This window comes from Roseateles sp. GW821-FHT09G03 (genome assembly GCF_059416045.1).
Map to the genome: position 1 here is coordinate 357,581 of NZ_JBWKOK010000003.1, position 17,375 is coordinate 374,955.

12 protein-coding genes are annotated in these 17,375 nt (G+C 70.2%); 6 read left to right on the plus strand and 6 right to left on the minus strand.

Features of this window, described 5'->3' with window-relative positions:
- Window positions 1-18: 18 nt before the first annotated feature.
- Window positions 19-2,079: a beta strand repeat-containing protein gene (locus AC07OZ_RS13800; RefSeq protein ID WP_495467669.1), complete on the minus strand. Its 2,061-nt coding sequence runs from the start codon at window positions 2,077-2,079 to the stop codon at window positions 19-21.
- Window positions 2,080-2,392: 313 nt separating this feature from the next.
- Between AC07OZ_RS13800 and AC07OZ_RS13805 the strand changes: the two genes are divergently transcribed.
- The 4 genes from AC07OZ_RS13805 to AC07OZ_RS13820 all read left to right on the plus strand — a co-directional run bounded on the left by AC07OZ_RS13805 (window position 2,393) and on the right by AC07OZ_RS13820 (window position 6,900).
- On the plus strand, window positions 2,393-4,282 hold the full coding sequence (locus AC07OZ_RS13805; RefSeq protein ID WP_495467670.1) for a methyl-accepting chemotaxis protein: 1,890 nt from the start codon (window positions 2,393-2,395) through the stop codon (window positions 4,280-4,282).
- Between the two features lie 188 nt (window positions 4,283-4,470).
- The gene (locus AC07OZ_RS13810; RefSeq protein WP_495467671.1) at window positions 4,471-5,157 is read left to right on the plus strand and encodes a class I SAM-dependent methyltransferase; all 687 of its coding nucleotides are present in this window, start codon (window positions 4,471-4,473) and stop codon (window positions 5,155-5,157) included.
- Between the two features lie 61 nt (window positions 5,158-5,218).
- Window positions 5,219-6,268 (plus strand): VTT domain-containing protein, encoded by a 1,050-nt coding sequence (locus AC07OZ_RS13815; protein WP_495467672.1) that lies wholly within the window; start codon window positions 5,219-5,221, stop codon window positions 6,266-6,268.
- A 53-nt stretch (window positions 6,269-6,321) separates the two neighbouring features.
- The gene (locus AC07OZ_RS13820; protein ID WP_495467673.1) at window positions 6,322-6,900 is read left to right on the plus strand and encodes a 3'-5' exonuclease; all 579 of its coding nucleotides are present in this window, start codon (window positions 6,322-6,324) and stop codon (window positions 6,898-6,900) included.
- 49 nt (window positions 6,901-6,949) lie between these two features.
- Here AC07OZ_RS13820 and AC07OZ_RS13825 read toward each other — a convergent pair whose 3' ends face one another.
- Genes AC07OZ_RS13825 through AC07OZ_RS13845 form a run of 5 tightly spaced genes read right to left on the minus strand, consistent with a single transcriptional unit; the run spans window position 6,950 to window position 13,692 of the window.
- On the minus strand, window positions 6,950-9,364 hold the full coding sequence (locus tag AC07OZ_RS13825) for a bifunctional diguanylate cyclase/phosphodiesterase (RefSeq protein ID WP_495467674.1): 2,415 nt from the start codon (window positions 9,362-9,364) through the stop codon (window positions 6,950-6,952).
- A gap of 31 nt (window positions 9,365-9,395) precedes the next feature.
- Entirely contained in the window at window positions 9,396-9,689 is a 294-nt protein-coding gene (locus AC07OZ_RS13830; RefSeq protein ID WP_495467675.1) for a cysteine-rich CWC family protein, read from the minus strand.
- Between the two features lie 21 nt (window positions 9,690-9,710).
- Window positions 9,711-11,279, minus strand: coding sequence for a malonate--CoA ligase (locus tag AC07OZ_RS13835; protein WP_495467676.1), 1,569 nt, complete (start codon window positions 11,277-11,279; stop codon window positions 9,711-9,713).
- A 41-nt stretch (window positions 11,280-11,320) separates the two neighbouring features.
- Window positions 11,321-12,325: a Bug family tripartite tricarboxylate transporter substrate binding protein gene (locus tag AC07OZ_RS13840; protein WP_495467677.1), complete on the minus strand. Its 1,005-nt coding sequence runs from the start codon at window positions 12,323-12,325 to the stop codon at window positions 11,321-11,323.
- A 59-nt stretch (window positions 12,326-12,384) separates the two neighbouring features.
- Complete coding sequence (locus AC07OZ_RS13845) at window positions 12,385-13,692, minus strand: malonyl-CoA decarboxylase domain-containing protein (protein ID WP_495467678.1); 1,308 nt, start codon at window positions 13,690-13,692, stop codon at window positions 12,385-12,387.
- Window positions 13,693-13,906: 214 nt separating this feature from the next.
- Here AC07OZ_RS13845 and AC07OZ_RS13850 point away from each other — a divergent pair, with 214 nt between their 5' ends.
- Complete coding sequence (locus AC07OZ_RS13850; RefSeq protein WP_495467679.1) at window positions 13,907-15,442, plus strand: sigma-54 interaction domain-containing protein; 1,536 nt, start codon at window positions 13,907-13,909, stop codon at window positions 15,440-15,442.
- 184 nt (window positions 15,443-15,626) lie between these two features.
- On the plus strand, window positions 15,627-17,252 hold the full coding sequence (locus AC07OZ_RS13855; protein WP_495467680.1) for a methyl-accepting chemotaxis protein: 1,626 nt from the start codon (window positions 15,627-15,629) through the stop codon (window positions 17,250-17,252).
- The last annotated feature ends 123 nt before the right edge of the window (window positions 17,253-17,375 follow it).

The following is a 17,375-nucleotide window of genomic DNA, read 5'->3' on the forward strand; positions in this document are numbered from 1 at the left end:
GCGTTCAGCGCGGCGCGCTCAGGCGGCCGCGCTGCGCTTGCGCAGGCGCCATCCCAGCACGGCGATGCCCGCGAGCAGCATCGCGTAGGTCGACGGCTCCGGGACCGCGCTCGCGCCGAGCGTCGTGAAGCCGTTGCTGAAGTTGTAGGTGGCGGCCAGGCCGTTGATCTTCGTCGCGGCGACGAGGCTGAGGAAGCTCGCGTCATGCGACAGGTCGCCCGCGAAGCGCAGCGCGTAGCCGGCGCCGACCTGCGTCACCTGCAGCAGGCTGCCCGCCACGATGCTCCCCAGCGAGGCGAAATTCAGTCCCGCGCCGTCGAGCTCGAACGCGCCGCTGCCCAGCAGCGCCAGGCTCGCGAAGCTCTGGTTCCCGCCGGTCACCTTCAGCGTGCCGCCGTTCACTTCCAGCGCGCCGGCGGCGCCCAGCCGCTGGTCGCCCTGCAGCTCGAGCACGCCGCCGTCCAGCGTCACGGTGCCGATGTTCCGGCTCTCGCCGGTCAGCACGACGCGGCCGCTCTCGACCTGCATCTGGTTGACGTTGCTGAACGCGCCCGCGTAGCTGAACTGGTTGCCGTTGCCGACCTCGAAGCGCACCGTCGCCGAGCCCGCGCCGCTGGCGCCATGCACGTCGCCGAGGATCACCGCCTGACCGCCGCTGACCACCAGCGTGCTGCGGCCCGCGCCCAGGTCGATGGCGACGCCGCTGGCGCTGCCGTCGATGCGACCGGCGTTGATCACCGTCGTGTCGTAGTCCGAGGCCGACCGGATCGCTGCCGCAGTCCCGCCGCCGATGATGGTGCCGCCGGCCTGGTTGTCGATGCGGACCAGCTTGCCGCTGCCGCCCAGTCCGCCGATGTAGATCGCCGAATCGCTGGACCCGCGGATCACGCCGCCGACGCCGTTGATCACGGTCGCGTTGGCGTAGAGCGCCTCGCGCAGTCCGGCGTTCGGGCCGCTGGTGATGTCGTTGCCGACCAGCGAGATCCCGCGGCCCGCCGCGTTCGTGTTGCCGGTCGCGACCAGGCCTTCGATCAGGCCGGTATTGCGGATCGTGCCGCCACCGGCAGAGATGCCCTCGCTGAACGCCAGACCGCTGCCCAGCGGCGAGAAGGCATTGATCGAGCGGATCGTGCCGCTGTTGGTCAGGTCCAGCGGGCCGTCGACATCGACGCCGTCTCCGTCGCCGGTCAGGCCGTTGCCGGTGATGAGCCCCGCGTTGCGGACCGTGATCACCTGCAGCGCATTGAAGCCGTCGAAGTTCAGCCCGGCGCCGTTCATGCCGCGGATCGTCGCGCCGGCGGCGTTGTCGATGGTGCCGGTCCAGGCGATCGCCGTCTCCGGGCCGCCGGTCACCCCGTGGCGAGCCCCTTCGAGCAGGCCACCCGACAGGTTGTTGAACGTGATGCCGCTGTTGGCCTGGAAGTCGATGCCATCGCTGCTCGAGCCCGTCGTCGTGACCGAGCGGATGGTGCCGGCGTTGTTGACGATGCCGTTGACGCCGGGACGGACCGCATCCGCCTCGTAGGCCAGCATCAGCGCGCCGGCCTGGTTGTTGACGATGTTGCTGCCCGAGCCGATCGCGTTGAAGTCGACCACCTGGTTGCCGCCGCCCGACGCGTTCGTCGAGATCATGCTGCCCCAGTTGGTCAGCGTGACGCTCGCGGGCGACTTGTTCATCTGGATCAGGTCTGCATCCTGGGCGCGCATCAGTGCCGTGCTGTTGCTCGCGCTGCCGTTGACGATGACCAGGTTCTGCACGCCGGTGTTGTCGCGGATCACGCGGCCGGTGCCCGTCTGCACGATGCTGCCGAGGTTGTTGAGCGTCGCGTTGTTGCCGCTGACCGTCACTGCGACGGTCGAGCCGCCCACCGTGAGCGTGCCCGTCGCGCAGAGCGCGCCGGTCTGGCCGTTGCCGCTGCCCAGCGTCTGCGCCGCCGTGAACGCGCCGCAGAGGTCGAACGACGCGGCGCCTGCCGTGCCCGCCTGCAGCAGCAGGGCGGCGAGCGCCAGGCCGCTCAGGCGGAACACCGGCGCATGGCGGAGGTCGGAGGCGGAACGGCGGGGCAGGAGGTGGACCATGGCGCAGTGTGTCTCGTGTGAAAAATTCACGCGATGCTAGGAGGCCTTGGTTCCGCCCGGCACCGCCCGAGCAGGGTGCCCGCGGAGAGCCAGTTGACACACGCCTGTCATGGAGCGATGGGCTGTCGAATCCCCAGGCTCCATCGGGGAACCACGCGTCCCGTGATCGCCGTCACGGCGACCTTCCCCGCGAATGCGGGGGGAGGGAAAACCGATCCCGCACTGCGTCACGGCGGGTCGTGAATGACATATTCGCGTCACGAGTTTCAAAAGTAGCATTTCGACCGTTTCGACGCCTCATCAGGGACAGGTCATGAATGCTCTTTCGGTCAAGAAGCAGCTGATGTTCGCCTTCGCCGCGCTGGTCGCGGCCGTGGTGCTGGTCAGCGTGGTCGCCTTGCGCAATCTCGCCGGCGCGGATGCCCGCTTCAGCGGCTTCGTCCACGGCATCAACGAACGCGAGTCGATGGCTGTCGACGTTCGCATCGACGCCAACCGCCGCGCCATCGGCGTGCGCGACATGGTCATCGTGAAGGACGCGGCCGATATCGAGGCCTCGAAGAAGATGGCGCTCGACGCGCATGCCGCGATCGGCGATCACCTGCGCAAGCTGCGTGACGCCGTCGCCGCCGCGCCGGACGTCACGCCCCGTGAGCGGGAACTGCTGGGTCGCATCGCCGAGGTCGAATCCAGATACGGTCCCGTCGCCGCGCACATCGTCGAGCTGGCCGCGGCAGGCAAGCGCGACGAGGCGATGGAGACGATGACCCGGGATTGCCGCCCGCTGCTGGCGGCCTTGCTGGCGGCGGCTCGCGAGTACGTCGATTACGCCGCGAAGGCCGGGGACGAAGTGGCTGCCGCCTCCACCGCCCAGTACCAGGCGCAACGCTGGTGGATGACCCTGATCAGCCTGGCCGCGGTCGGGCTGGCGGTGGGTCTCGGCTGGCTCATCACGCGTCGCCTGATGACCGCGCTCGGCACCGAACCCGCGCAACTGGCCGATGCCGCGCATCGCATCGCCGACGGCGACCTGCGCCCGGTCGAAGGCGCGGCGTCGGCGCCCGCCGACAGCGTGCTCGCCTCGATGGGCGCGATGCAGTCGCAACTGGTCACGCTGATCGGCCAGGTGCGGGGCTCGGCCGACCAGATCGCGATGGCTAGCACCCAGATCGCCCAGGGCAACAACGACCTGTCCGCGCGCACGGAGGAGCAGGCGTCCGCGATCGAAGAGACCGCCGCCTCGATGGAGCAGTTGAGCGCCACCGTGCGCCAGAACGCCGACAACGCCCAGCAGGCCAACCAGCTGGCGCGTAATGCCAGCGAGGTCGCCTCGCGTGGCGGCGAGGTGGTCGGGCAGGTCGTCGAGACGATGCGCGGCATCAACGACAGCAGCCGCCGCATCGCCGACATCATCGGCGTCATCGACGGCATCGCCTTCCAGACCAACATCCTGGCGCTGAACGCCGCCGTGGAAGCGGCCCGCGCGGGAGAACAGGGCCGCGGCTTCGCGGTCGTGGCGTCCGAAGTGCGCAGCCTGGCCAGCCGGTCGGCCAGCGCAGCCAAGGAGATCAAGCAGCTCATCGGCGACAGCGTCTCCCGCGTCGAACAGGGCACCGGGCTGGTCGACCAGGCCGGCGCGACGATGACCGAGGTGGTCGGCGCCATCCGGCGTGTCTCCGACATCGTCGGCGAGATCAGCGCCGCCAGCGCCGAACAGAGTGCCGGCGTCACGCAGGTCGGCGAGGCCATCACCCAGATGGACCGCGCCACGCAGCAGAACGCCTCGCTGGTCGAGGAAAGCGCCGCCGCCGCCGACAGCATGAAGCAGCAGGCCGCCGGCATGGTCGGCGCGGTGGCGGTCTTCCGCATCGGCAACGATGGCCGGACACCGGCGACGGCCGCGCCCTCCGCGGCCCGGGCCGACGACGGCCGTTCCATGGCACGGGCATCGTCACCCCAACGACCCGCCCCGGTCCGCCCCGTTCCGGCGTCGGGTTTTGCGTCGGTGGCAGTGTCCAGGGTGGCCCCCGCGTCCGCGCCGGGCGGCTCGCGCCCGAACGTTCACGTCGTCGCGGCCACACCCGCCCCGCGGCGCCGTTCGGCACCGGCGCCGGACCTGCACGTGGTCCGGCCTTCCCCCGCGCCTGCGAAGGCGGTGGCCGAACCTGTCCTTGCCGGCGACGACGACTGGACCTCGTTCTGAATCGGCGGGCCGGCCGCTGACGCGGCGCCGTCCGTCGCGAGGCCCGTTCCCCGGTCGCCCACTCCCTGTCCTGAGCCCAGGCGGTCGGGACTTCCCTGTCCCGTAAGAGAAGGATGTCGAGGGGACCGGCTCCTGACTATGCTTCGCGCACCGCCGCGGTGCTCGTGGCGGGCGCCGAGGAGGTATCCATGCCGGCTCTCCGTTCCACCAGTCCCCTGGCCCGATTCGACTATCCGCACGCCGCGCGCCGCGAGATGCTGGCCTTCCTCCCGAAGGACTGCCGGCGCGTGCTGGACGTCGGCTGCAACACCGGCGCCTTCGGAGAAGCCGTCAAGCAGGCCCGTCCCGGGACCGAGGTCTGGGGCATCGAGCCCGACGCCGGCGCCGCGGAACGCGCCACCGCCCACCTGGACCGGGTGATGCAGGGCTTCTTCGGCCCCGCCCTGACGCTGCCCGAGGCCCATTTCGACGTCATCTCCTTCAACGACGTGCTGGAGCACATGCCCGACCCCTGGGAGGCGCTCAACCACGCCGCGCCGCTGCTCGCGCCGGGCGGCGTCGTGCTGGTCTCGCTGCCCAACCTGCTGCACCTGGACACGATCTGGCCGCTCGTCCACGACCGCGACTTCCGCTATGAGTCCTGCGGCGTCCGCGACCGCACCCACCTGCGCTTCTTCACCCGCACCAGCGCGCTGCGCATGTTCGACGAGTGCGGCTACGAGGTGCTCAGCGTCCAGGGCATCAACGAGCAGTGGTACACCTCGTCGATCAAGCGCCGGCTCGCTTTCCGGCTCTTCGGGCGGCAGCTCGAGGAGACGAAGTGGGTGCAATTCGCCTTCGTCGCCCGGCCCAAGGCACCCCGCCTGGTGTCCTGAAGGGGGTGACGAATCGCCCCACCGCCGACGGGTGTCATCGGCAGCCGCGACAATGCGTGGCATGCGCGCCCTGATCGACCTGCTGATCCAACACGACTTCCTGCTCGTCTTCCTCGTGACGCTGGCCGCGCGCGTCGGTGCGCCGGTGCCCGCGGCGCCGCTGCTGGTGGTGGCGGGCGGACTGGCCGCGGCGGGACGCCTGTCCGCGCTGTCGCTGGTCGTGGCGGCCGTGCTGGCCAACGTCCTGGGCGACGCCATCTGGTTCATCGCCGGCCGCAGCTATGGTCACCGCGTGCTGCGCCTGCTCTGCCGCGTCTCGCTGTCGCCGGACGTCTGCGTCCGCCAGAGCGAAAGCCTCATCGCGCGCTGGGGCGGCAGCTCGCTGCTGGCGGCGAAGTTCCTGCCCGGCATCTCCGTCGTCGCAGCGCCGATGGCCGGCGCGCTCGGCATGGGCTGGCGCCGTTTCATCGCCTATGACGCCGTCGCCGGACTGGTCTGGACGGCCTGCTTCCTCGGCCTGGGCCTGATCTTCAGCGACCAGATCCAGGACGTGCTGGACTTCCTCTCCAACGCCGGCATGTTCGCGGTGGCCGCGATCGTCGCCGTGCTCGCGCTCCTGATCGGCAACCGCTGGCGCCGCCGCCGCCAGATGGCGAAGCTGCAGGGCGAAGTGGAGCGCATCAGCGTCGAGGACGCCGCCGCCCTCTGCGAGCAGGACATGGCGCCGCTCTTCATCGACGTCCGCAGCGACCCGGGCCGCGCCGCCGATCCGCGCACGCTGCCGGGCGCGCTCAACATCCCATTGACGCGCCTGCCCGAATACGCGGAGCAGTTGCCGGACGACCGCCTGCTGGTCCTCTACTGCAACTGCCCGAACGAGGTCTCCGCCATCCAGGGCGCGCACGAGCTCATGAAGCGCGGTCACCCGCGCGTGCTGGCGCTAGACGGCGGCCTGGACGGCTGGCACGAACTGCAACGGCGCCAGGGTCGCGACCGGGGCGACAGTGGCGACGGCGACGCGGCGGGCCAGGCGCCCAAGCCGACGACCGTGTCGACGGCTGCTCCCGCCACGCCGGCGGCCCTGCATTCGGCCACGCCCGCCGTCCCCTGATCTGAGGAGGGGGCGGCTCCCGCGGCTGGCCCGGCGCTTGCATACTGGCGCCCATGACCGTTGCCGTCCTGCCCGTCGCCTCGCCGGTCCTTGCGCCGACCATCCTCGACCTGGAGGCTTCCGGTTTCGGTCGCGGCAGCTACCCGATCGAGATCGGCTTCGTCGAGGCCGGCGGTCTGCCGTTCTGCTCGTTGATCCAGCCGGCGCCCGAATGGGAGCACTGGGACGAGCAGGCGGAGGCCTTGCACGGCATCACGCGCGAGCTTCTGCTTCGCCACGGCCGTCCCCGTGAATGGGTCGTCGACGAGCTCAACAAGCGCCTGGCGGGCCAGACGGTCTACTCCGACAGCTGGGGCCACGACTACCCGTGGATGAGCAAGCTCTTCGACAGCGTCGGCCGCCTGCCGCGTTTCCGGATCGAGGACCTGCGCCGCCTGCTCAGCGAGGACGAGGCCCTGCGCTGGAACGCCGTCCAGCAGGAGGTCCGTGCCGAGGCCCAACTGCGGCGTCATCGCGCCAGCGCCGATGCCAAGGTGCTGCAGATGACGCTGATGCGCCTCAAGCACGGCGTCTCGACACCGACCGCTTCCCTGAACGGCCGCGACCCCGGCGACTTCGGCAACTGCGGCTGACGCCCGCATCCCTCGACAACGAAGTCCCCGATCTCAAATCGTCACGACGTCAGCTGACCTCCGTGGGGCCGGAATGGGGCTTGGGGGTCCTGGAGGGATCCCCCATGCCCCGTGGAGAGCCCGCGCCTGGCAACCCGGGGTCCGCAACCTCGCTCACGGCGCCTACCGCGCCCACTGCGCCAGAAGCCGGCCTGCGCTCCGCGCAGAGGCTCCCGCTCGATCTCCCCCGCCCCGCCCGCTTCGCACGGTAGAGCTGCTCATCCGCCTGCGTGACGAGGTCGTCGATGTCGGCCTGCCTCGCCCACTGGACGCAGAACCCGACGCTCGTACCGATGTGGAGTTCGAGCGCACCGATGCGGAACGGCATCGTCAACGCGTGCACCAGCTTGTCGGCCACGACCTGCGCGTCGACCGGCTTCGCGACGTGGGTCAGGAACACGGCGAACTCGTCGCCCCCGACGCGGGCGACCAGGTCCTGCGGCCGCAGCGCGTGCCGCAGCCGGCCGGCGACGGCCTTCAGCAGCGCGTCGCCGACGGGATGGCCGTACTCGTCGTTGACGGGCTTGAAGCGGTCGAGGTCGAGGTACAGCAGCGCCACCAGCTCGTCGCGGTCGGTCGCGCGGCCGAGCGCCGCGTTGACCTGCGAGGCGAAGCCGGCCCGGTTGAGCAGCTCGGTGAGAGGGTCCGTGTTGGAGGCCCGCAGCAGCCGCATCTGTTCCTGCTTCACGTCGGTGACGTCGCGCGCGACGCCGTAGGCGCCGAGGATCGTGCCGTCATCGTTGAGCAGCGGCGCGTAGGTGAGTTCGACGTAGCGCGTCTCGCCACGGTCGTCGCCGTCCAGCGGCATCGGGCGGCTGACGCCGTCGTCGTCGCGCATCTCGACGACGCTGGTCTCGCCCGCGAAGGCGCGCTGGATCAGCGGATGCACGGCCGGGTACAGGTCGTCGAACACGTCCGCTGCGTGGCGGCCTTGCCAGGACTTCTCCGGGATGTCGAAGCGGCGCTCGAAGGCCTTGTTGCAGAACAGCACGCGTTCATCGGTGTCGACGGCCAGCATCATCACGTTGACGCTCTGCGCCATCGCGCTCATGACGGCCTGGCTGCGCTCGCGCTCGCGCCGGGCCGCGAGCTCGGGCGTGATGTCGGCGATCGTGCCGGCATGCGCGACGACGCGCCCGCCCAGCCGCATCGGGCGCATCCGCAGGCGCACCAGCAGCTCCGTGCCGTCGCGGCGCGTCAGCTGCCGCACGCGGTCGACCGGCTCGCCCACGGCCACCAGCGCGGCCCACTGCTCGCGCGTCAGCTCGCGTTCCGACGCGGGCAGGCGGTCGAGCCATCCCCAGGCCAGGTCCTTGCGGTCGACTTCCATCAGTCGCAGGTAGGTCTCGTTGGCATACACGGTGCGCCCCTGCAGGTCGCAGCGGAAGAGGCCCATCGGCGACGCGTCGGCGGTGGCCTCGCGTTCGGCTTCGCGCAGCCGGGTGCGCTGCTGCAGCCGCGTGAACCAGGCCATCAGGCCGACGGCGATCGCGGTGACCACCAGCGAGAAGCCCAGCACGGCGCGCCGCTGCTGAAGGTAGCCGGCGAGGATGCGGTCCCGCTCGAAGGACACGAACAGACGCAGCGGATAGTCCTGCAGCACGCGGTACGAGACGATGCGGTCGCGTCCGTCGGCCGGGCTCCGCGACACCATGAACTGGCCGCTGGCCGGCGGGCTCGGCGGCAGCACCTCGCCGCCGGGGACCTGCCGCATGTTGGTGCCGATGAGGCCCGGGACTTCGGGCCAGCGCGCCATCGCGACGCCGTCGTCGCGTTCCAGCAGCACGGCCATGCCCGAGCGCATCGATCGCGTGCGGTACACGCGCAGCAGGACGTCGAGGTCGATGAAGCCCACCGTCGCGGTGAACGATCCGGTCGGCGCGCTCAGGCGCGTGGCCATGGGCAGCACGAAGTGCGCGCCCGGCCGCAGCCGGATCGGCGCGCCGAGGACGACGCTCGGTCCGCCGGGGCGGCCGAGTTCGGACAGGAAGCTCTTCCGTCCGAGGTCCACATAGGGTTCGCCGGTGACCGACGGGATGCGCCACAGGCGTCCGTCGGCGCTGGCCAGCATCACGTCGGTGATCCCGCGCGAGTTGTCGCGCATCGAATCGGCGAGCAACGACACGGTCGCGTCGAGGTCCTGGCGTTCGTTCCTGCGGGTGAGCAGCAGCAGGTCGAGCGTGCGCAGGCTGCCCTCGGTCTCGCGCAGGAGCTGTTCGGTGTCCTGGGCCGCGTTGAGGGCGATGCTGTGCAGGTCGTCCTGCAGGTCTTCGACCAGCGACTTCGGATAGATCAGCGCGAACCAGAGGACCAGCGCCCACAGCACGACCAGCACCAGCCCCAGCGCCAGGAAGGGGCCGAAGACCACCAGGCGCCTGACCTGGAGGCGCTCCGCGACGGATTGGCTGAATGGGGAGGCGGGCATCGGTCGGATTGTGGCCGTGCCGCGTACGCCTTCAAACGCCCAACAGCGGGGGCTCAGGCGGGTTTTTCGGCGCGTCCGGCACGTGGCTGTCCGGATCGTCGCGGGCCAGTTCGCCCAGGCAGCGCAGGCACAGGCACCGGTCGGGCCAGCGCGCGGCGAGCTCGCGCTTGAGGCCCTCGCCCAGCCGCGTGCCGAAGCAGGCGCACCAGCCGTCGTTCACGCCGCAATGGAAGCCGCCGCCGCAGCGCGGGCAGGCGGTGTCGAGGGCGGCGACCTTGTCGGCCGTGCCGGTCGTGCTGGCGGGGAGCGGCGTCGGCGTGCTCATGACGACGATTGTCGGCGATGCTCAGCCGAACAGCCCCCGATGCCGCTCGCGCAGCAGGTTCTTCTGCACCTTGCCCATCGCGTTGCGCGGCAGCTCGGTCTCGACGAAGACGCGCTTGGGCACCTTGAAGCCGGCGATGCGGTCCTTCAGCGCCGCGACCAGCGTCGTGCCGTCCAGCGCGGCGCCGGCCCGCGGCACGACCACCGCGATCACGCCCTCGCCGAAGTCCGGATGCGGCACGCCGACCACGGCCGACTCCGCGACCCCGGGCAGCTCGTTGAGCCAGCCCTCGATCTCCGCCGGGTACACGTTGTAGCCGCCGGTGATGATCAGGTCCTTGCTCCGGCCGACGATCGTCACGTAGCCGCGGTCGTCCCGCCGGCCCACGTCGCCGGTCTTGAACCAGCCGTCGGCGGTGAACTCCTCCTTCGTCTTCTCCGGCATGCGCCAGTAGCCCGAGAACACATTGGGCCCGCTGACCTGGAGGTGACCGATCTCGCCGTCGCCCGTGCTGGGGCAGGGCGCGCCCGCGTCGTCGACGACGCGCAGGCCCACGCCCGGCAGCGGATAACCGACCGTGCCGCCGCGGCGCTCGCCGTCCTCGGCCTTGTAGGGGTTGGACGTCAGCATGATCGTTTCGCTCATGCCGTAGCGCTCCAGGATCGTGAACCCGGTGCGGCGCTGCCACTCGTGGAAGGTCTCGATCAGCAGCGGCGCGGAACCGCTGATGAACAGCCGCATCCGCGCGCACGCGTCCTTCGTCAGCGTGGCCTGCTCGAGCAGCCGCACATACAGCGTCGGCACGCCCATGAACAGGGTCGCGTCGGGCAGCCGCGCGATCACGCCGCGCGGATCGAAGCGGTTGAACCAGAGCATCTTCGCCCCGGCCAGCAGCGCCCCGTGCGACGCCACGAACAGCCCGTGCACGTGGAAGATCGGCAGCGCGTGGATCAGCACGTCATCCGCCTTCCAACCCCAGTAGTGCTTGAGCACCTCCGCGTTGGACAGCAGGTTGCCGTGGCTCAGCATCGCGCCCTTGCTGCGACCGGTCGTGCCGCTCGTGTAGAGGATCGCGGCCAGGTCATCGGCCTTCTTCTCCGCCACCTGGTGCGAATCGGGCATCTGCACCGCGCGGTCCAGCAGCGTGCCGCTGCGGTCCTCGTTCAGCGTGAACACCCACGGCACCTTCGCCTGGAACGCCAGCTTGCTGATCCAGCCGAAATGCCTGCCCGCGCAGACGACCACGGCCGGTTCCGCATTGCCGATGAAGTACTCGAGCTCCGCCGCCTGGTAGGCCGTGTTCAGCGGCAGGTAGACGTAGCCGGCACGCAGCACCGCGAGGTACAGCAGCAGCGCCTCCACGCTCTTCTCCGTCTGCACCGCGACGCGGCTGCCCGCGGGCAGGTCCAGCGAGTCCAGCAGGTTCGCGATCATCGCCGTGGCGCGGTCGATGTCGCGCCAGCTGTAGCGCTGGCCGGCGTCGGGGCCGTCGGCCAGCTCGATCGCGCAGGCGTCCAGGTCGTCGGAAAAATTCGCGCGCAGCGCGGCGAACAGGTTGGCGTTCGCGGTGGCTTTCTGGGGAGCGTTCATGTCGGGAGTCGCAGGCCGTGGTTCAGGCAATCGCTGTCGGATCAATCCAGTTTCGCACCGCTGCGCTTGACCACGTCGGCCCAGCGCACGACCTCGCCGTGCACGAACTTGCCGAACGCATCGCCGTAGAGCGTCGGCATGTCGGTGCCCAGCCCCGTCCAGATGTTCTTCAGTTCTTCCGTCGCATAGGCCTTGCGGAGCTCGGCCTGCATCGCGGCGATCACTTCCTTCGGCGTGCCCTTGGGCGCCCACAGGCCGTACCAGGTCGACACCTGGTACTGCGGGATGCCGGCTTCCGTCGCGCTCGGGATGTCCGGGAAGCCCGGCGCGCGCTTGGAGGAGGCCACCGCGAGCGCCTTGATGCGGCCGCCGCGGATGTGCGCGGCCGACGAGCCCAGGCCGTCGAACATCAGGTCCACCTGGCCCGCCATCAGGTCCTGCAGCGCCGGACCGGCGCCGCGGTAGGGGATGTGGGTGATGAAGGTCTGCGTCTGCAGCTTGAAGAGCTCACCCGCCAGGTGGTGCGAGGTGCCGTTGCCCGCGGACCCGTAGTTCAGTTTGCCGGGGTTCTTCTTGAGCAGGTCCAGCAGGCCCTTGACGTCGGTGACGGGCACCTTCTGCGGATTGATCACGATGACCTGCGGCACGCTGGAGACCAGGGCGACGGGGATGAAGTCCTCCTCGAGCTTGTAGTCGAGCTTGGGATACATCGCCGGCGCGATCGCGTGGTGCACCGCGCCCATGAAGAAGGTGTAGCCGTCCGGCGCGGCCTTGGACGCGATGGTCGCGCCCACGGTGCCGCCGGCGCCGCCCTTGTTGTCGATGATGAACTGCTTGCCGGTCTGCTTGGTCAGCACGGCGGTCAGCGGCCGGGCGAAGGCGTCGGTGCCGCCGCCGGCGGGGAAGGGCACGACGATGACCACCGGCCGGCTCGGCCAGGCGGCCTGCGCGAACGCCGAAGGCGCGAGCCCCGCGCCCGCGGCGGACAGGGAAGCCAGGGCGGCGGCGCCCAGCAGGCGGCGGCGGGTCGTGGAACTCTGGGTCATGCGTGTCTCCTGTGGGCCTCTGCGGGCCGCGGTGTCGGTAGGCAAGGGTGTCGAAAAGGTCAGAGCAGACCGCCGACGGCGCGCGCCGTCGCGATCTCTCCCTGGGTGAAGGCTTCGTGGTGTTCCTCGATGCGGTCGAGGTCGTACAGGTAATTGACCATCATCCCGTGCGACTGTTTCAGCCCTTTGGCCGAGCGGTCGCCGCCGGGATTGAGACGTTCCAGCCGGGCGCCGTTGTCGAGATGGAAGCGTGCCACCGGATCCCCGCCCGCGAGCGGCGTCTGGCCGATCAGGTACACGGCGGCCAGGCGGCGCAGGTCGGCCTGCAGCGCCTCGTCGTCGAGCGCGCCCGGGCTGGCGAGTTCGGCCGGCGTGTGGCGCTTCAGTCGTTCGAGCGCCTCAGCCGCTCGCGTGCGCTGCGCCGGCTTCAGACTGGAGAGACCGGAGAGGCCCGCGCCTGCGGGCGACTCGTCGTCCGTCGACCGGATCGCCTGCAGCCACGCCGCGAAGCCCGGCATGGGCGACAGCGTGCAGAACTGCTTCAGCCGCGGCAGCTCGCGCCGCAGGTGCTCGGCCACGCGCTTGATCAGGAAGTTGCCCAGCGAGACCCCGCGCAGGCCCGGCTCGCAATTGCTGATCGAATAGAAAACGGCGGTCTTGAAACTGTTGGGCGGCATCGGCTCGCTGCGTTTGCCGATCAGCGGCGCGATCGCGTCCGGCATGTCGGGCAGCAGCGCGATCTCCACGAAGATCAGCGGCTCGTCCGGCAACTGCGGATGGAAGAACGCGAACAGCCGCCGGTCCGGCAGCAGCCGGCGGCGCAGGTCGTCCCAGCCGTCGATCGCATGCACGGCCTCGTGGCGGATGATCTGCTCCAGCAGGTGCGCGGGCGAGTGCCAGTCGACCTGCCGCATCTCCAGGAAGCCGGGGTTGAACCACGAGGACAGCAGGTGCAGCAGGTCGGCGTCGACCATGCGCCAGTCCGGGTGTGATGCCAGGCCTTCCAGCAGCCGGCGCCGCATCCGCACCAGGGTCCCGGTGCCGCCGGGCGCGCGGTTCAGGCGGCGGAACAGTTCCTGCCGCGGCGGCTCGCTCACGTCGGTCAACTGGCGCAGCGTGTCGGTGCCGGGCGCGTCGGCATAGGCCTGCGCGGCGCGCAGCACCGCGGCGGGGTCAGGATTGAAGTCGGCGGCCAGCTTGTCGAAGACCGCCGGCCAGGCCTCCGCCGGCAGCGTACCCATCCGGCCGCTCAGGTCATGGGCCAGGCCCAGGCTGTTCGCCTGCCCGCGTTCCGACAGCAGCTTGTGCGCCAGCGACAGCACCTGCCTTGCCGCCCGCGCCGAAGTCCAGGAATCCACGATGGCCATGAGGGCGGTTTATAGCCGGATCGCCTCCCGCGCGGCGAGAGGTCCTCTTCGGGGATTCCCCAGGGAGCTCGTGTGCAGGGACGGCCTTCGCACCGGGAGGCGGCTGCTACATTGGTCCGCATCAGATCCGGGGCGACGCCGCGTGGCGGCAGGCCGATCCCGGACACCCTTCCGTGCTGCGGAAGGCCCAGGACGAACGTCCAGGAGACAAGCCATGAACGACATTCCCCAGGATGCCGAGGCGGTGCTTCGGCTGGCGGCGCAATCCATGTTCGATGTGCTGGCCAGCACCGCGCAGGGGGCGATGGTGGTGAACCGCGAGCACCGCGTCGTCTGGATCAGCGAGGGCTACAAGCGCTTCCTGCCCGCGCTCGGCTTCCGCGACGAATCCGAGTTCGTCGGCCGCCGCGTCGAGGAGGTCGTTCCCAACACCCTGATGGCGCAGGTCATCGACACCGGTCAGCCCATCCTCGTGGACCTGCTGACCAACAAGGCGGGGACCTTCCTCGTCAGCCGGCTGCCGCTGCGCGGTCCCGGCGGCGACGTCATCGGCGCGATGGGCATGGTCCTGCTGGACCATCCCGAGACGACGATGCAACCGTTGATGAACAAGTTCGCGTGCCTGCAGGCGGAGCTCGACGACACCCGTCGCCAGCTCGCCGCCGAGCAGTCCCGCAATCGCCGCGCCAAGCACCGGATCATCGACTTCGTCGGCGCCAGCCCGGCCGCGGTCGAGGTCAAGCGCCACGCGCGCCGTGTTGCGCAGACCGAGGCGACGGTGCTGCTCCTGGGCGAGACCGGCACCGGCAAGGAACTGCTCGCGCATGCCATCCACGCGGCCTCGCGACGCGCGGCCCGGCCGCTCGTGTCGGTCAACATCGCCGCCGTGCCGGAGACGCTGCTGGAGTCGGAGTTCTTCGGCGTTGCGCCCGGCGCCTACACCGGCGCCGATCGCAAGGGGCGCGAGGGCAAGTTCAAGCTGGCCGACGGCGGCACGCTCTTCCTCGACGAGATCGGCGACATGCCCCCGGCGCTGCAGGCCAAGCTGCTGCGGGTGCTGCAGGAGCAGGAACTCGAACCGCTGGGCAGCAACGAGGTCGTGAAGGTCGATGTCCGCGTGATCGCGGCCACCAGCCGCGATCTGGCGGCGATGGTGCAGCGCGGCGAGTTCCGCGCCGACCTCTTCTACCGCCTCAACGTCCTGCCGATCCGCCTGCCCGCGCTGCGGGAGCGGTGCGAGGACATCGGAACGCTGGTCGACGTGCTGCTCGGGGACATCGCGCGGCGCAGCGGCCTCGCGCCGAAGACGCTGAGCGCTTCGGCGTTGAAGGCGCTTGAAGGCAAGACCTGGCCCGGCAACGTGCGCGAGTTGCGCAACGCGCTGGAGCAGGCCTTCCTGATGAGCGATGACGACGAGCTGCTCCCGAGGCATTTCGGGCTCCACGAGGCGGCGACGCTGACGGACGCGATCGCCACGGGCGATGCGGACGCTGCGGCTGCCGGTGCCCCTCCGAGCGACCTTTCGAGCGTGAGGAGAAGTGGGAGCGAGGAGGGGTACCGGCAGCCGCAGCGTGGGCTCGGTCAAACGGAGACCCTGCCCGCCCGCAAAGCCGAGCTGGAGCGCGCCGCCATCGCGCAGGCCTTGAGGAGCACGAACGGCAACCGCGTCGCCGCCGCGAGGATGCTGGCCATCTCCCGCGCGACGCTCTACGAGAAGCTGGCGAAGTACCCCGAGCTCGCTTCTGCCTGACGCGTACGGCAGCGGAAGGCCCTCGAACGGAGGGTGGGGGCGACGTCACATCGTCACGTTTGGCCTGTGTTCAAGGGCTTCTTCGAGGGTTCTGGGGGCTTGCCGCACACCGTGCGGCATGCGCATATTCGAGGCCGGGGTTAGACGATGAGGACCGGATGGACCGGCCCGCCCAGGAGACTTCATGAACACGCTCACCACGACTGCCACCGGCTTCCATGCGGACGCGCCCTCGGGCGCCACGACGACCGCGAAGGGAACGGCCCCTCGGGCCTGGACGCTGGCCACCAAGCTGCGCGTCGCGGTGCTCGCCGCGGTGGTCGGCTTCGTCGTGCTGGTGATGTGGCTGAGCCACCGTTCCGCGATGAGCCTGCTGGACGTCAAGATGATCACGACGGTCGAGCAGGTGAAGAACGCCGAGCAGATCGCCAAGCGCCACTTCGACCGCATCGGATCGGGCGGCCTCACCGAGGCCGACGCGAAGAAGCAGGCCGCCGCCGAGATCGGCAAGATCCGCTACTCCGGAAACGAGTACATCTGGATCAACGACATGACCCCCAAGATGGTCATGCACCCGATCAAGCCCGAGCTCAACGACAAGGACCTCTCCGGCAACAAGGACCCGAACGGCCTGAAGCTGTTCGTCGCCTTCGTCGACACCGTCAAGACGCAGGGCAGCGGCTTCGTCGACTACCTGTGGCCCAAGCCCGGCGCCAAGGATCCGGAGCCCAAGCGCTCCTACGTCGCCGGCTTCAAGCCCTGGGGATGGGTGATCGGCTCCGGCGTCTACATCGATGATGTGGCCGGCATCGCGCGCCGCGACGGGATGATCGCGCTGGCGCTGGTGATCGCCGTGGGCATCGCCGCGCTGGGCGCGGTCGAATGGTTCGCGCGCGGTCTCAAGCGCCGGCTGAACCAGATGCGCGAGGTCGTCGAGGCCGTGGCCAACGGTGATCTGCGCGCGCAGGTGACCGGCGGCGAGGGCATGGGCAACGACGAGATCGGCCAGGTGCTCACGCAGGTCGCCGCGATGCAGGGGCGCCTCAGCGATCTGGTGCGCGCCATCCGCGACGCCACGGACTCCATCCAGCATGCGTCGCGCGAAGTCGCGATGGGCAGCCAGGACCTGTCGCAGCGCAGCGAGCAGGCGGCCTCCAGCCTGCAGCAGACGGCCGCGTCCATGCACGAGTTGACGCAGCAGGTCACGCACTCCGCGCAGGCCGCGCATCAGACGAACCAGCTGGCCATCGGCGCGGCCGATCGCGCCAAGCTCGGTGCCGACGTCATGGGCGAGGTGGTGCAAACGATGGACGGCATCGCCGGCGCCAGCCGCAAGATCGCGGACATCATCTCGGTCATCGACGGCGTGGCCTTCCAGACCAACATCCTGGCCCTGAACGCGGCGGTCGAGGCGGCCCGCGCGGGCGAGCAGGGCCGCGGCTTCGCGGTCGTGGCCTCCGAAGTGCGCGCGCTCGCGCAGCGGAGCGCCAACGCGGCCAAGGAAATCAAGGCGCTGATCAACGACTCGGTCACGCGCGTCGACGCGGGCGGTGCCCAGGTCGGCCGTGCCGGCGAGGCGATGGGCCAGATCCTGCAGTCGGTGCAACAGGTCAGCGGCACGGTCGCCGAGATCAGCCAGTCGAGCGCGGGCCAGTCCGACGGCCTGGCGCAGATCAACCAGGCCGTGAAGCATCTGGACGACATGACGCAGCAGAACGCGGCGCTGGTCGAGGAGACCGCTGCCGCCGCCGAATCGCTGCAACAGCAGGCGCGCCTGCTCAACGAGCACGTCGCGACCTTCCGCACCTGACGCACCGCTCCCGGGCGGCGTGCCGATCACGCCGCTGTCTGGACTCCGGACACTGACCGGTTTCCGGACAAGCTTCTGTTCGCCAACACACGCCGCTGTCTGAAACCCGGACAGCGGCGTCGT

Coding starts and splice junctions, on each gene's coding strand:
- AC07OZ_RS13800 (WP_495467669.1), bottom strand. CDS start 2,079: ATGGTCCACCTCCTGCCCCGCCGTTCCGCCTCCGACCTCCGCCATGCG.
- AC07OZ_RS13805 (WP_495467670.1), top strand. CDS start 2,393: ATGAATGCTCTTTCGGTCAAGAAGCAGCTGATGTTCGCCTTCGCCGCG.
- AC07OZ_RS13810 (WP_495467671.1), top strand. CDS start 4,471: ATGCCGGCTCTCCGTTCCACCAGTCCCCTGGCCCGATTCGACTATCCG.
- AC07OZ_RS13815 (WP_495467672.1), top strand. CDS start 5,219: ATGCGCGCCCTGATCGACCTGCTGATCCAACACGACTTCCTGCTCGTC.
- AC07OZ_RS13820 (WP_495467673.1), top strand. CDS start 6,322: ATGACCGTTGCCGTCCTGCCCGTCGCCTCGCCGGTCCTTGCGCCGACC.
- AC07OZ_RS13825 (WP_495467674.1), bottom strand. CDS start 9,364: ATGCCCGCCTCCCCATTCAGCCAATCCGTCGCGGAGCGCCTCCAGGTC.
- AC07OZ_RS13830 (WP_495467675.1), bottom strand. CDS start 9,689: ATGAGCACGCCGACGCCGCTCCCCGCCAGCACGACCGGCACGGCCGAC.
- AC07OZ_RS13835 (WP_495467676.1), bottom strand. CDS start 11,279: ATGAACGCTCCCCAGAAAGCCACCGCGAACGCCAACCTGTTCGCCGCG.
- AC07OZ_RS13840 (WP_495467677.1), bottom strand. CDS start 12,325: ATGACCCAGAGTTCCACGACCCGCCGCCGCCTGCTGGGCGCCGCCGCC.
- AC07OZ_RS13845 (WP_495467678.1), bottom strand. CDS start 13,692: ATGGCCATCGTGGATTCCTGGACTTCGGCGCGGGCGGCAAGGCAGGTG.
- AC07OZ_RS13850 (WP_495467679.1), top strand. CDS start 13,907: ATGAACGACATTCCCCAGGATGCCGAGGCGGTGCTTCGGCTGGCGGCG.
- AC07OZ_RS13855 (WP_495467680.1), top strand. CDS start 15,627: ATGAACACGCTCACCACGACTGCCACCGGCTTCCATGCGGACGCGCCC.